The 14303-nt window shown below is 43.8% G+C and carries 12 protein-coding genes; 8 read left to right on the forward strand and 4 right to left on the reverse strand.

What is annotated here, in order from left to right; all coding sequences use genetic code 11:
- The first annotated feature begins 280 nt into the window (after positions 1-280).
- The 6 genes from L2755_RS20740 (at position 281) to L2755_RS20765 (ending at position 5208) form a co-directional block, all read left to right on the forward strand.
- The gene (locus tag L2755_RS20740; RefSeq protein ID WP_248982566.1) at positions 281-433 is read left to right on the forward strand and encodes a hypothetical protein; all 153 of its coding nucleotides are present in this window, start codon (positions 281-283) and stop codon (positions 431-433) included.
- A complete protein-coding gene (locus tag L2755_RS20745) occupies positions 433-915 on the forward strand; it encodes a hypothetical protein (RefSeq protein ID WP_044555892.1) in 483 nt (160 codons plus the stop codon). Before L2755_RS20740 ends, L2755_RS20745 begins: the two co-directional genes overlap by 1 nt.
- Before the next feature lie 344 nt (positions 916-1259).
- On the forward strand, positions 1260-1886 hold the full coding sequence (locus L2755_RS20750) for a hypothetical protein (RefSeq protein WP_248982567.1): 627 nt from the start codon (positions 1260-1262) through the stop codon (positions 1884-1886).
- The gene (locus L2755_RS20755; protein WP_248982568.1) at positions 1876-2397 is read left to right on the forward strand and encodes a hypothetical protein; all 522 of its coding nucleotides are present in this window, start codon (positions 1876-1878) and stop codon (positions 2395-2397) included. Before L2755_RS20750 ends, L2755_RS20755 begins: the two co-directional genes overlap by 11 nt.
- 784 nt (positions 2398-3181) lie before the next feature.
- Positions 3182-4006, forward strand: coding sequence for a cobalamin-binding protein (locus L2755_RS20760; protein WP_248982569.1), 825 nt, complete (start codon positions 3182-3184; stop codon positions 4004-4006).
- A 236-nt stretch (positions 4007-4242) separates the two neighbouring features.
- Positions 4243-5208: a LysR family transcriptional regulator gene (locus L2755_RS20765; RefSeq protein WP_248982570.1), complete on the forward strand. Its 966-nt coding sequence runs from the start codon at positions 4243-4245 to the stop codon at positions 5206-5208.
- A gap of 198 nt (positions 5209-5406) precedes the next feature.
- On the opposite strand, the gene L2755_RS20770 is transcribed toward L2755_RS20765, so the two are convergent.
- From L2755_RS20770 to nrfD, 3 genes are read right to left on the reverse strand one after another with little or no spacing between them, the layout of a single operon-like run.
- Entirely contained in the window at positions 5407-8487 is a 3081-nt protein-coding gene (locus L2755_RS20770) for a molybdopterin-dependent oxidoreductase (RefSeq protein WP_248982571.1), read from the reverse strand.
- A gap of 4 nt (positions 8488-8491) precedes the next feature.
- Complete coding sequence (gene dsrO, locus L2755_RS20775; protein WP_248982572.1) at positions 8492-9208, reverse strand: sulfate reduction electron transfer complex DsrMKJOP subunit DsrO; 717 nt, start codon at positions 9206-9208, stop codon at positions 8492-8494.
- 9 nt (positions 9209-9217) lie between these two features.
- Positions 9218-10114 carry an NrfD/PsrC family molybdoenzyme membrane anchor subunit gene (gene nrfD / locus L2755_RS20780; protein WP_248982573.1) on the reverse strand — a complete coding sequence of 299 codons (897 nt, stop codon included), beginning with the start codon at positions 10112-10114 and terminating at the stop codon, positions 9218-9220.
- A gap of 550 nt (positions 10115-10664) precedes the next feature.
- Here nrfD and L2755_RS20785 point away from each other — a divergent pair.
- Positions 10665-11342 (forward strand): TorF family putative porin, encoded by a 678-nt coding sequence (locus tag L2755_RS20785; RefSeq protein WP_248982574.1) that lies wholly within the window; start codon positions 10665-10667, stop codon positions 11340-11342.
- Positions 11343-11500: 158 nt separating this feature from the next.
- Here L2755_RS20785 and L2755_RS20790 read toward each other — a convergent pair whose 3' ends face one another.
- The gene (locus L2755_RS20790; protein WP_248982575.1) at positions 11501-13360 is read right to left on the reverse strand and encodes a hypothetical protein; all 1860 of its coding nucleotides are present in this window, start codon (positions 13358-13360) and stop codon (positions 11501-11503) included.
- 288 nt (positions 13361-13648) lie between these two features.
- On the opposite strand from L2755_RS20790, the gene L2755_RS20795 reads away from it, so the two are divergent.
- Complete coding sequence (locus L2755_RS20795; RefSeq protein WP_248982576.1) at positions 13649-14032, forward strand: MAPEG family protein; 384 nt, start codon at positions 13649-13651, stop codon at positions 14030-14032.
- The last annotated feature ends 271 nt before the right edge of the window (positions 14033-14303 follow it).

Genomic DNA, 14303 nt, shown 5'->3' on the forward strand with positions numbered 1-14303 from the left:
CAGTATATGCAAGTAGACTAGACTCCAACAGCTCACCTCAAGACCACTTAGCTTTGCTATTTCGCAGAGTTAATATTCAACGCCTTAAAACTCACTAAACCCGCGTAATTTACTCCTTTTTCACAACATTTAGCAGCCGCAATATTGAAAGCATTTCATCTGATGATTTGAAAGACGTTGAGTATTGATATCTGCTTGAAAGCTAGTTATGTTATTGATTATCAATGGCTGGCTAAGTTGTTAATGCCGTGGAGATATTTCGAATGGGGAGGTGCCAAGTGTGGATATGAGCAAAGTGATAGCTAAAGGTATAGAAGGGGCTGCTGTAGGGCTTGCAGCTGGCATACCTGCTGCTGTAGCCGGTCCTTCTATTGCAACGGATGTAGTTGGTACAGCTATAGCTGTATCAATGGAAAAGGAAATAAACAAATAGTGGACACTTTAATCACTAAATATTTCTATCAAGTATGCGGAGCACTTTTAGTCACACTTAGCGTATCCATTTGCTTTTTTCTAGTGTTAAAAATATCTCCTCCTAATGAAAGTATGCTGAAGGAGATCAATGGCCCAATTGATAAGATAGAATATACCGATAATCAATTTATAATTTCTATTGGTTCATTAAGTTTGACTTATGAAAAATGGAATGGAGATATCACAAATGTCACCAAATTTCTTAGTAAAAAAATTAATGACAATGTGGATTTATTAGTCTATTTTGACCAATCTGATAGCGGAAAGATCTACTCAGTTCACGTTGGGAAAGTACCAGTTAGGACATTGAAATCAGTACTCGAACATAGGCGTAACCTAATCGCATCAATAGTGATGATATCAATCTTATGTATATTGTTGGGGCTGGCTGGCATATCTTTTGGTGGGAGAATTGCTGAAATGAACAAAAGCATTATGTAGTAGAACATTAAGCTTTAATCTGTGATTTATTACAGTTCTTCCTAGACATCAAAAGTTAAATTAGAATCCAAAGCCCCGTAAGGGGCTTTATTTTTGACTGCTTTTAAGCCACCTTTGAGTTAAAACAGAAACTTCGCACTCTATTCACCGTAAGGTCTGGATTGGCAGTTTTATGTTTCTACACCTGCCGAAACGCTTTGGAATAGTCTGCCAGTTTACTTTGGATCTCATGCTGACTTTGTTCGGAATGCCTGCCGAAAGTGATTGGATTTTGCAGTTGGGATAGAACTACATAGACAGCCATAGTTAATGCAGACAAGTCACAACAAGCTCTGAAGGCTGATGTGCAGGTTGATAAAATTGGCGGGCAAGGCAGTATTGCTAAAAGCGGATCCGACAATAACAGTAAAGATAACTATAAAGGATCTTTGCAAGATCAGATTAAACAGCAGGCTCATGAAGGGATACAATCTGTTGGTAAAGATTTAGGCTATAGCTCGGAAGGGAGTGTTGATGCAAGTTGGGGAAGTATAACTAAAGACGATAGCGGTAATATAACTAACGCCAATGTAAGTTGTGGGTCATCTTGTCAAAAAGCGGCGGCCGACGGGCATCAATTCAATGTGTCACGGCTTGATTTACAGATGTTCCATATGAGAAAAGCTTATTATACATCTCAAACTGAAGTTGCTAAAAATGGCTATAAAGCAGTAGAGTATGGAACTTTTGTCTTTATCGGCTCAGAAATTATTGCAGCATCTGCTGCGAAATGGGCTTTTTTAAAGGGGAGTGAAAAACTAGCTTATTTTGGCATAATAGGTGAAGCTGCTTCCTTAGCTACAAGTGTTGATGGCTCTGCTGCTGCAGTTATGCAAGGAGCTAAAACCCTAATACCAAGAATGAGAGTTGGCCCGACAGTAGGTAAACCAAAAATAAGAGTCAATAAGGATGGGACGATTTTTGTGGACTAAATTTCAAAATTACTACAACAGTAAAGCGCTACTACATATTCTACTTCTAGTGGTGCTATATTTTATTTGTGATACTTTTATAATTGACTATAAGAATGATGAAAATGCATTTTCACAAGGGTTTTATTTTAAACTGTTATTGTCCATTTTTTATCTTATTGGCAGTAAAGAAAAGCAGTCTGTTACTCAGGAAGACAATTCAATCGATGCAGCATTTCATTTTTCAGTATTAGTACTGTGCTTATGGATGGGCCTAACAACTATTTTAATGGAAAGTGTAAGCATAAGTAGATTCACTGGTTTGTTTTTGATTTTTGGTAGTCTTAGTGCCTTCAACTTAATTGATGAATTACTAAAGTTAGTACGGGTTAAAATCCAGTCTGGTGCATTGAGTCGCTATGCAATAGAGACGACACTAAAAATCATATTGTTTGCAACATTCTGCTTTGCACTTTTCTTTTTAATTACAGGAGAGTGGGTATGGGAAATAAAACCATTCTATGAATGGTGAAAATAGAAAATAGGTGTCACCCAGTGCGCCGAGATAAATCGGTAGAAGATTGGAGGTGAAAGTCCTCTGCTTGGTAATGCTTAGCAGGCAGCCAAGACCCTGAGTCATGGGCTCTGCATCGTAAGGTGTCGAGTTAAGCGTTGACAGAGAAACCCATCGGCTGAGTATTGATCTGCGAAATTAAACTTAGATAGCTAGTGATTCCCCCTCTTAATCAGCCCCATTTTTTTGGGGCTTTTTGTTGCCTGTAGATTGTCAATTTACCAGCACGGTGAGCCGTACTCACCAGTAGAAGCTGTCAGTTAGAAGTAGCGGTCTGTGCAATTAACACCAGCGCCACTAGATATATTTGTTGTCGTAATAAAAGTACATACTATATCTAGTAGGTTGCTAATGCTTATCCAAATTTGTCAGCTTATGGTTATATTTTATGTCAGAATATGGTTATATTTTTTAGCTAAGCTATTGAAAGTTGGAAGCGACCTATGTCAGGTTATGCTTGCAGCGACAGTTGAAGAGCCAGTTAAGAGCCGATTGAGAGCCGGGATAAGCTAAGACGGTTAAGAGCTGGTTAGAAGTCGGAATAAGCCAAGACGGTTAAGAGCCGGGATAAGCCAAGACGATAGAACGCCGATGGGAATGCTTTGTATGCCGTTATCGGCTCTCCCGTCTTTGCTTGTATCGTCTTAGCTTTAATCGGCTTCAAACCGGCTTCTAATCGGATTTCTACCGGCTCTCAATCGACATTACCGTCTTAGCGTTAATCCATTTTTAAAAGGACTTTATGAAAACCTTGTTTAGATTATTAGTTGCGTTGAGCCTATTTATCTCTGTGGCGTCTTTCGCTGCTGAGCCTGCTAAACGTATTATTGCCTTATCGCCCCATGCGGTTGAGATGCTTTATGCCATTGGGGCGGGGGAGTCGATTTTGGCGACCACGGATCATGCTGATTTTCCTGAAGCTGCGCTGCAAATCCCTCGTATTGGTGGTTATTATGGTATTCAAATTGAGCGAATTCTTGAGCTAGACCCTGACTTGGTTGTGGTGTGGGAAGGCGGTAATAAAGCGGAAGATATTACCCGCATCAAAGCGCTAGGTTTTAAGGTGTTTAATAGTAATCCTAAAACTCTCGAAGCGGTTGCTGATGAATTAGAGGCACTGGGTGAACTCACGGGTAAGCAAGCGCAGGCGCTTGAGGTAGCAACAGATTATCGTCAAGCGTTAACACAGTTACGCGCTGACAATGCAGCTAAAACCGAGGTGAGCGTTTTCTATCAGCTTTGGTCAACGCCCTTGATGACAGTGGCGCAAAACAGTTGGATCCAGCAAATTATTGCCGTGTGCCATGGTGATAATGTCTTTGTTGATGGGGCTAGTGAGTACCCACAAGTGAGTTTAGAGACGGTATTGCTTAAAATGCCTGATGTCATCTTACAAAGCCAAGATGAGGGCAATATTTCGGGTGTTGATTGGAGCCAGTGGCCTGAGATCCCCGCAGTGAAACAGCAACATATTTATCAGCTCAATGCCGACCTACTGCACCGTGCTGCGCCGAGAGCCTTGCTCGGTGTTGAAGCGTTATGCGCTGCACTTGATAAAGTGCGCTAGCCATAGTCGTCATACTTGCTCACGCTATTTAAGCGGATATTGTATCGGCTGATCTACCAGCACAATATGGCGTCGGTATTTATACGCTGGTGGCATCGGTTGGCCGTTGCTAATGGGCTACAAAAAGGCCTAATAGTTGGCAAAAATGCTGTCTATGCCGCGAAACTGGACAGTATATTTGCAGCTTATTATGTATCTACTGATAATAATGTTTTAACACTTAAGAGATGATGAAGATGGATGTTGCAAAATTAGACTATCGCTCTTTAATTGTTTTTGAATCAGTAAGTCGCCACCTCAATGCAGGGCTAGTCGCTAACGAATTAGGCATGAGCATTTCATCGGTGAGTCGGCACTTAGGCATACTAAGAGACATCTTTCAGGATGTTTTATTTATTCGTCGAGCTCAAGGTTTTGTACTGACCGAGAAAGCGATTCAGGTTTTACCTTTCATTAAGCAGCTTTTAAGTGGTTATAAAGATCTCAAACACAATCATACCCAGTTTAACCCGCTGACAGCCAAGGGGCATTTTAAAATCTATGCCTTCAACGAATTTACCTATGTGATCAATAAAGTGGTCAATGAGTTAATTTTACCCCAGGCGCCAAATTTAACCTTCGAGATAAGAACCCTGTCCAGTGACTGTGTCCGAGCCATCGAACACGGTGAAATAGATTTTGCCGTGGTCTATGAGAACTTTAATGATCACAAAATTATCAGCAAAATGCTCTCCCCCACCGAAGAGCTTTTTCTAATCGCCAAGGCAGGACATCCGGTTTTTAATAATGCACTGACTCTCGATAACCTATGTCAATATGGTTATTTTGCGCTGGATAATTTTAACGATCTCTGCTCTCCACTACTGGCGCAGATGGCGAAAAAACAGGGCAAGACTCTTAATATAACCGGGGCCACAGACAATATAGCCGCACTAAGTCGTCATATTATCGATACGGGGTCGATTTCGATGAGCTGCAACGTATTTACCCGTGAGTTCTATGACTTGATTTCGGGTATACAAACTTGCACTCTGCCACAGGAGTTGACCGAACAACTTCTTGGCCTCATCAATGTGGGCCGTACAGTCGGTAATTATCTGATTTACTCTGAAATTAATCAGTCTGCGACCCATCACTGGCTCAAGCAGCAATTGTTTAACGCCATTAGCGATGAGTGGTACCAAGCCATGAAGCCTCAATAATTTAGACGACATAAAAAAACCTCTATTTATCCTTTAATCAGGTAAATAGAGGTTATTAGAATATGCTGTAGAGCGGGCGTGAAGGGCAATAACCTTGCTAGCCGCTAAATCTCCAACGAGTCACTCTTTCTAGCACTCTCCAGCACTCTCCAGCACTCTCCAGCACTTATAAACGGACACTCTGATCCGCACTGTCTTTTATACTTTCTTGAGCCCTACCGGAACACCGTGTCTCGCCGTTGAACCGAAGGTTCTATCACGATAAAGACTGGCGCCTTTACGGGTTGGGTCGACTACGTTAAACGCATTGGGGCAAATACCTGTACCACGCTCTTTAATCCCAGGACGAACCATACCATCCACCTCAACCGCACTGGCACCGAATGCGGTATGGCCATAACCCATGCCGATAACAATAGTATTACGCGCAACCGTTTTATCCGCCTGAACGATCCCTTCTAAATACTTGCCCTTAGGTGAAAGCACTTGTGCCTTATCGCCAGATTTCAGGTTATATTTAGCTGCATCATCCTGATGTAACTGAATATAGTTTGTATCTCCTAATGCTGTGATGCGAGGCAGAGAGACTGAATATGGGCTACGTAGGTGCAACTTAAAAGTGGAGAAGTTAAACGGATAGTCTGTCTCATTCCAGTGATCTCTAACCGCTGAACCATCCCAGAATCTATCGACATCATAGACAGGCAGACCATCATTGTACTCTCCGCTATAGGAGTCTTTTACTCTGGCTAATGATTCGTTATAGATCTGGAACTGAGTATCCATACGCATTGCTGCGTTGAAAAACTCACCTTCATAGCGCTCATCGACACGCTCATAACGTCCACCACGAGTCAGCATGAATGCGGTTGGCCCTATCTCTTGCGGCTTTAAGCGTGCCTCGAACATCGGCAAGGCGCGATCGACACTGGTGAACTTAATGTCTTCTGCCGTTGGCGTAGGTAATACCGTGCCGGTATGAGCGATGTTTGCAAACAGCGGTACATAGAAATCAGCTGGTGTATTTAGCGGGTATGATCTACCTGCAACATCGGTAAATGCGTTATCGCCAAACCCCTTTAAGCCGATGGCTTTACTGACGTCGATGATGAACTGCTCCATATTGACGTGCTCACCCTTGGCAGTTTTAGCGGTTTGCGCTTCGACAACTGGAACACAAGCCACATCACCAATATATTCGCTGCCCCACATACGTGAACTTGCCCATGCCTCATATTGAAGCGTATCCGGGACAATATAATCTGCGAACACATTGGTTTCGTTGATATAAGGGTCAAGCGCAATGATCAAGCCCAGCTGCTTAGGATCTTTGATGGAGTCTTCAACCTGATCTTGCAGGCCTGAACAACCGTAAATTGGGTTGGTAGACCAGGTGATCCATGCCTTAAAGTTGAACGGGTTTTTATTGGCATGAGCAACCAGCAACTCGCCACTGTTATCTTGCACAAAGGTGTTGTTCCATGGCTCACTTGCCGGATATGGATCCAGCCCTTGCGCCACTTTCTGCTGGTATTCATGGCTTTGTTCATAATCACCGGAACGCTCGGCATTAAATCCGACCACCTCTGTGTGTTCAAAGTCCATTAAGTTGTATAGAGGACCGTCATAGATATCATACATGGTGGCATAGCCCACGCCGCCCATATGCATCATGCCACCCTTAGCATTGTGCGCGCCGACCATCGTCGCCAGCATGATCATCGCAAAGGCAAACTGGCCGCCATCGGTGGCATTACAGCCGGTATTGGTTTCAATAGAGACACTGCGACCATGGGAGGTAAACTCCTTGGCCAGCTCCTCTATCTTCGCCACCGGTATTTCACAACGCTTTGAAAGCTCTTGCATGGAATGGCTGTTGACGCGTTGCTTGAGCAGCGAAAATGCCGTTTCAACCTGCACTTGTGAACCATCGCCTAGGGTGACGCTGTCGTTATAGAATAATGCTGCCGCCTGCTCACTATCACCCGTGACCAGTTTTCCGCTTTGCTTATCTATCACCATCTTCACGTCTGCGTTGCCTAATCCACAAGCTTCTGCGGTCAGGAACTGGTTATAAAGAGGGTGTTTTTTATCTTTTACCACTAGGTAAGTGGCATTGGTGTAATTCATCTCACCGACGGCATCGGCACTTGCCTGACTGGGCGCTTCCAGATAATGCCTGCGGTAGCGATCATGATTAATGATGTACTGCAGCATAGCGAACATTAACGCGGTGTCACCACCGGATTTGATCGGTAGCCACTCACCATTTGCGGTATCGGTTTCCGAGGTTAATGAGCGCAGAATAGGATCGATGACCACATATTTAAAGTCATCACGATCACTACGCGCCTTAGATAAACGACGCGAACCCACATTCAAACCATTGCCGCTGGTGCCAGGGTTAGTGCCGATGAAGATAGCAAACTTTGACTCTTCATAATCGGCTTGAGGTAGCGCCATCTCATCGACAGCGTCGAAGCAACCTAAGGCACAGCCCGCAACCTGTTGGTGGCCACAGTAAGAATCCTTGGTGCCGATATTGGGTGTTCCCCATGATTCAGCAACGAAACGGTGCATAAAATCGGCCCGCGCACCTTGTTCTGATGAGGTTGAAACCAGCAACTGGTTTTTTACCGGACCAAAATCAGGGTAAGCCGGATTAGCCAATGCCGGGTTTGAGTGAATCGCCTTTAACCCTTCGACATGACCCTCACCGAAGAGATCACCGCCAGCAACGACCTCTTGCAGCAATTGTTCATAGGAGATGGTTTGCCACTTGTTTTCACCACGATTACCGACTCGTTTCATACAAGAGGTAATGCGGTGTTTATCATCAAACGCATCGGGAACCGCGTTACCACGACCACACAGCGTTGCCCGATTGCTCTGACTCAGACCACTGGCCGCAGATAGCTGGAACATTGCATCTTTAGGCGATGTTTCCATGGTCATTGGCTGACCCGCATTATTGGTCAAGGTGTAAGGGTTACCCACGGCACGTAACACCTTGTCGGTCTTATTATCAATGCTTAATCGCGCACCACAGACATTGAAACAACCATAACACTTGGAAAACGCGAAGCGCTGATCCGGGTTTTCAATCATCTTATTGTCCGCGTCGAAGCGATACTCAGGCGTTAATGAAGTGGGTGCATATCTGCTAATATCGGCATCAGTGGTTTTACTGGGGCCTGAGCTCAACACCTGAGTACTGACGGTACCAGCAGTTACTACAGCGGCAGCTGAACCTGCCTTTAAAAATTTTCTACGATCCATGGTGCTACCTCTGCCACAATTGAGGAGAATGTATACTGAACGCGGTGTTGCTCTCTTCTTGCGTCAAGCCAATATAAAAAACATTAGGTGAAGTCTGTTTGCTCGCCTGTAGCACCATAGGGTTACTCTGGCTGAGCAGCTTGGATATTTCACTATTCACATCGTTAATATCACCAAAGATACGTGCACCACCGGTACAGGTTTCGACACACGCAGGCAGCAAGCCTCTGGAAGTACGTTGAATGCAGAAGTTACACTTATCTACGGTACCGGTTGTCGAGTTAGTGAAACGAACCCCACCGTATGGGCAGGCCTGAATGCAGTAGTTACACCCGATGCAAAGCGTAGAATCGACTACGACTATGCCGTCTTCTTCACGCTTGAATGTCGCGCCCGTCGGACACACAGACACGCATGAGGGGTCTTCACAGTTGTTACACATGATGGGCAAATTGAATGCGAACTGTTTGTCGCCAATTTCCGCACTGGTTTGGATAACCTGGGTGCGATGTTCATCGGGTTTGGTGCCATTTTCCATGCCACAGGAGACAACACACGCTTTACAACCATTGCATCGGCTAAGATCGATCACCATGGCCAGACGCTTTTTCCCTTGTTGACGGACTGCGGCTATGGCACTGCCCGCAGGCATGAACATGACACTAGTTGTCGCAATTGCGCCGCCAGCTAAAAAGCGGAGGGCTCTTCTTCTATCTAACATCCTAGACTCCTAATAATACTGACCGGCGAGTAGAACCGAATAGCGCAAGCAAAATGCACCCATTAATATCAACACAGCTAACAAATATTCTTTGCTATGAGACACTGAGGTCTTGCTAATGATTGATGTAAAGTTCAGCAGTAACGGCATGATTAATCCGATCAAAATGGCACCAATCCACCAAATAGCACCAGCAGTACTTGAAAATGAAAGCAGATTGTCCATCCCGTTGAATATGCTTATGCTGTAAATTGAATAGGCGAACACACAGACGGTAAGAACCTCGAGAGCTAACAGCGCAGAATCTGATTTAGCGAAAGTGTGATTAACATCGACGATCTTCAGACGGGTTTTAATGATTAACACTACAGCTGCGCCACAAGAGAGTGCCGACAGTAAAAAAATCACCACTAAAATACTGTTTGACCAAACCAAGTTATGGTTGATATCACCGATTAGTAATGCGGTATATGAAGCGATGCAGACAGCAAAAATCACATTGATCGCAGCAAACGGTCGGCTATAGCCCGGCTGATCAGCTTTAGCTCTAAATGACAAACAAAATAGCGAGGAAAAAATAATCGCCAAAGTGAGTAGCCAGGTACCTATGCTCATCATTGAGCTTGGCTCAATGGTCATAAACAGGCGATAGAATCGGAAAAACTTAACGACATCAACATTAGCAATCCCGTATTGGAATGTGGTTAGATCGAATACGATCATTCCCGTGCCAAGCATTAGTAACAAGGTACCCACAATGGCACTTATTTTTGCGGTATTTAAGTGATGCGGCACTTGAACTTTATTCGATAGCACAAGGCAACCACTAATAAAAAGTGCTCCCGCTCCAGCTCCAGCTAAAAATAGATAAGCTGCGACTAACAACCCCCAATGAACTTCGTGCATAAACACCCCTTAGTATATTGTTCTCACTTCATTGTAACTATTCAGCCTATTTAAAATAAGTTGGATGAATGAAACGAGAAAGTGATATCGAAAGAAAAATCAAAATAGATCTTGGGGTAAATAATACAGAACATAAGTGGATATAAAGAACTGCCAAGTCACACAACTTATTAATAATGTATTTCAAATCTATTTGTTAGACTTAAACCATTTTTTGATAAATCCAATAAATACATTTTCCGAAATCCTGCAAAAGCACGCCCCAGCTTAAGTCTTTGTTAGTTATCGATTTGCTGCTCTGTTAGTAGGTAGGTGATTAACTTTAAAGTAAATCATTGGTAATAAAAACCATATCTCGAAAAATGAAAAGTACCTTTATTGTAATGTGAAAATAAAAACCGCATCCACAAATAAATATAAAGTTGTAATCGTCTCTACGTTTTTACAATTAAATTTGATAAATATAATTATAAAATTGTAAGGTAAATGCTGATGGAATTAATATGAAATAAACATTGCAAATAAAATATCATTTAAATAAGGGTTAATGATGAAAAAATTACTATTATCATCGTGCATTATGGCAATAGCGATGAGTGCCAGTCAGACCGTTGCAGCCGAAGAGAGTCAATTTACGACATCAGGAGTAATGATGGGGCTGAGTAACTACCTCTGGCGTGGGCAAACAATTAGTGATGATAAGCCATCGCTGCAAGCCGATCTAATGGTCGAACACGATAGTGGCTTTTATTTAGGAACCTCATTTGAGACCTATCGCTATGAGGACGCGGATACTGTGGTCAAGGATTATGAGATCGACTACTACGCCGGTTATTATCTGATGGCCACTGACGATCTTGGCTTTGGCTTCAATGCCATGAAGTACACCTATGGCGATGGCGGCGACACTGTGGAGTATGCTTTATCTGTTGATTATAAAGCGATGAATCTAGCGGCCAACTACGATCAGGATTTAGAAACCTGGTATAGCGAATTCAATTACTCATTCGCGCTATTTAACGACAGCAGCCTGGTAGCCCACGTAGGCCTGTATACCGATGCTGAAGCCTATGAGTTTGATGATAATGGTGAAGTTGCTGACACTGCTTATGATATCGCGCTGCGTTATAACTATCCTTTACTAGCCCAACTGGATCTGATGCTCGAAGCTAGTTATCACGAGTTTAACGATGATCACTACATGGTAGGTTTAGCGTATAGCTTTTAATCTTGCGCGCAAGAGTGTCAGATCCCAAAAGAAAGTGACAAACTGTATTGGAATTATTGTTACTTCAGGTTAATTGCGTTTTTGCTAGCGTTTGCAATCTAATTCAATGACACATAAAAAAATAGCGCCTTATTAGGCGCTATTTTTTTTGGTAAAAGTTAAATTTTATCGAAGGACTCTCGTGTTTGTTGACACTTTTCAAGTGTTTCATGTAGTGGCTTTAGTGCTAAGTGCAGCTTTCTCTTGGTGTGGTTGCGGCTCATTCTGGCGATAACTAATACAGCTACAAAAAACAGGCTAAATAGCACCATAGGTGTATAGCTAATCGGCAAGGTGAGCGAGTTGGTTAAGCCAAACACCACATTCCATACGGCATTAGGCAGCAGTGGGGCGAGCAGGTTCATCATATCGTGGAAGTAAATCGTACTGCCAATGGCTAGCGCAAACAGTAATATGACAATAGTTTGGCTTTTGCCCGATATGCGTCCCCAGCGGGTCATCGACTCTGGCTCAATCAGGTTATCTTTACTGATATTATAATAGAACTCGTCATAATCAGTTCGGCAAGCAGCCCCTTCAACTTTGCTGCTGCCTAGCAAGATCCAATCACCTATGTCGGCAGAGCCTAGCAGCGACCGAGCTGCCTTAAAGCTTTGCACTTCGCCCTCGGGCGTTTCAACAGTGAGTTCACCGTAGAGGTTGGAGTTTCTTTGTCTATGGCTAGAGGTCTCTGTTCTATATTCGGAGCGGACACTACCGTAACCATTTCTGTAATCAGTACGGGTTGTTCTGGTGGTGACATTTGTATCATCGCTGACGCTGGTGCCGACCTCTTTATCGGTGACGCGTACAATACTCGACGAGGTCGATAACGTGCATTGATAATTCTTGGCGAAGAGGTGCTTGTGTTGATGCTCTATATTGTCGACCGTAGAAAATGGTGCACAAACTTGTAATATCTTGTCGCGGCGAGTCATACGTCGAGCACTGGTGATCGGAGTGACATTATCACTTGTCGCCGTCATAGCATGGGACTGCTCGCTGCTTAGCCCTGTACTAGTGGTGGTTGCCGTCATCGCTGCAGAGTCAGCGCTTGCAGTTTCATTGTCGATACCGCTAGTGGATACCAGCTTTGGCGTTGGTTCAATGAATATAGCGGGTGCTTCATTTAGCTGAGATTGACCACAGCAATGACAATAATGATAGTGACTATTGATTAGCTGTTCGCAGCAAATGCAGTACACGTCGTCATTTTTGGCTTGTCGCCCACGGCGATCATAGCCCATATCCGAGTTTGACACGCCAAGGATCTGCTTGACGGTGCGTTTGATTTCATCAAGTCTTGCGGTTTCAGCTGCAAATGTCTTGGTTTTGCTACTAATTCTATAGATTGAACCGAATAGGGTGAGTAGCGCGGTAATAACAGCAGCGGCTTCAAGGTTATAAAGATCGAAAAACAGCCCTGATATCGCGGCGATGGCTGAGAAGAAAAGCGTACTGCCAAAGGTGCCGAACTTTGAAAACGCTTCAGGCTGATAAACTGGGTTTAGAATTGACTCTTGGCCTGAATTACGATGAAAAACAACTGCGGTAGCGGCTTCGGTGTGGGTCACTATGTGCTTGTCGTTGGCATCGGCGAGCTTGTAGTTTAGGTTATAGCTCGTCGGCTGCAGAAAGGTCATGACATCGCCTTTGGTTACGCTATCGAAAGAGCTGTCCTCTGAACTGATGCTGATAGTGAAAGGCTCATCTTTCTCATTATTAAGCGTAAGAAACCAGTATGAGTAATACAGGGTTTCGCTATTGTTACCGCCACTGCGGTATACGCGTTTGTAATGGTGAGTCTTTTCAACCCAACCAGTATAAATATTCGCATCAGGGCAGTGGCTTAACAGGGCTTCAATAATATCTGGGTAGTGTTGCTCAAGAGACTTTATGGATAGCGTGTTGTCAATTTTATCGCCGCAATCAGGGCAAAAACTATCATTGATAAAAAGTGGGCTAGAACAGTGCTGCATCTATAGTCCTTTATAATTGATTATCCGTAAAAAACGGCTTCCGTCGCCATAATACTGCTTACATGCTTTGCGCTGGACTCAGTAAGGCATAATGGTGACATACTATTAATTTTCGTGTATAAAAGTCAATTAAATTAATAGCTTTAGTGATTCCTTATATTCTAGTGTTTATGGCTTGGTACAGGCTCCAGCTCTGCAGTGTTTAATGTTGTCGGTCATGTTAAGGTGCTGCTCAAACTAGAAAGATAGAACTAGAACTAGAACAATAAATTTAAAAAGGATCTGAATATGACCACTTTACTTACCTGTTTGCTGATTGCGATGTTACTGCCTTATGTCGCTAAGGGGCCTGTGGCGGTCGCGATGGCGAAACTGGGTGGCTATGACAATAGTCACCCCCGTGAGCAGCAATCAAGGCTAACAGGTTTTGGTGCAAGAGCGGTTGCGGGACACCAAAATGCCTTTGAGTCATTGCTTATTTTCGGCCTTGCTGTATTGGTGGTACTCGCGACGGGTAAGGTGAACATGGTCGCTGAGACTGCCGCCATTGTGCATGTAGCCGCTCGGGTGGCTTACCAAGTGCTATATCTAAAAAATATGGGCAGCTTGAGAAGCCTGTCTTGGTTTGTCGCTATCATCGCCAGCTTTACCGTTTTCTGCCAAGCGTTTTAAAGAAAGGCAGGTTATAGGCAGAGCAGGTGCTAGGAATAGCAGGTACTAGGAATGGCAGGTGCTAGGAATGGCAGGTGCTAGGAATGGCAGGTGCTAGGAAAAGCAGGTGCTAGGAAAAGCAGGTGCTAGGAAAAGCAGGTGCTAGGAATAGCAGGTACTAGGTAACCGTCCGGCCAAGTACATCTTCAGCTTACCGCTTTGAAGTTCTATCTTAACAACTGACTATTACATCAGGAGTTAATATGGCTAAACGTTCTCATGCGGATTGGAC

The organism is Shewanella abyssi (assembly GCF_023284025.1).
Classification (GTDB): Bacteria; Pseudomonadota; Gammaproteobacteria; order Enterobacterales; family Shewanellaceae; genus Shewanella; species Shewanella abyssi.

Excerpts from the sequence above, each read along its gene's own strand:
- L2755_RS20770 (WP_248982571.1), bottom strand. The coding sequence starts at position 8,487 with ATGGATCGTAGAAAATTTTTAAAGGCAGGTTCAGCTGCCGCTGTAGTA.
- L2755_RS20790 (WP_248982575.1), bottom strand. The coding sequence starts at position 13,360 with ATGCAGCACTGTTCTAGCCCACTTTTTATCAATGATAGTTTTTGCCCT.
- dsrO (WP_248982572.1), bottom strand. The coding sequence starts at position 9,208 with ATGTTAGATAGAAGAAGAGCCCTCCGCTTTTTAGCTGGCGGCGCAATT.
- L2755_RS20765 (WP_248982570.1), top strand. The coding sequence starts at position 4,243 with ATGGATGTTGCAAAATTAGACTATCGCTCTTTAATTGTTTTTGAATCA.
- L2755_RS20785 (WP_248982574.1), top strand. The coding sequence starts at position 10,665 with ATGAAAAAATTACTATTATCATCGTGCATTATGGCAATAGCGATGAGT.
- nrfD (WP_248982573.1), bottom strand. The coding sequence starts at position 10,114 with ATGCACGAAGTTCATTGGGGGTTGTTAGTCGCAGCTTATCTATTTTTA.
- L2755_RS20795 (WP_248982576.1), top strand. The coding sequence starts at position 13,649 with ATGACCACTTTACTTACCTGTTTGCTGATTGCGATGTTACTGCCTTAT.
- L2755_RS20760 (WP_248982569.1), top strand. The coding sequence starts at position 3,182 with ATGAAAACCTTGTTTAGATTATTAGTTGCGTTGAGCCTATTTATCTCT.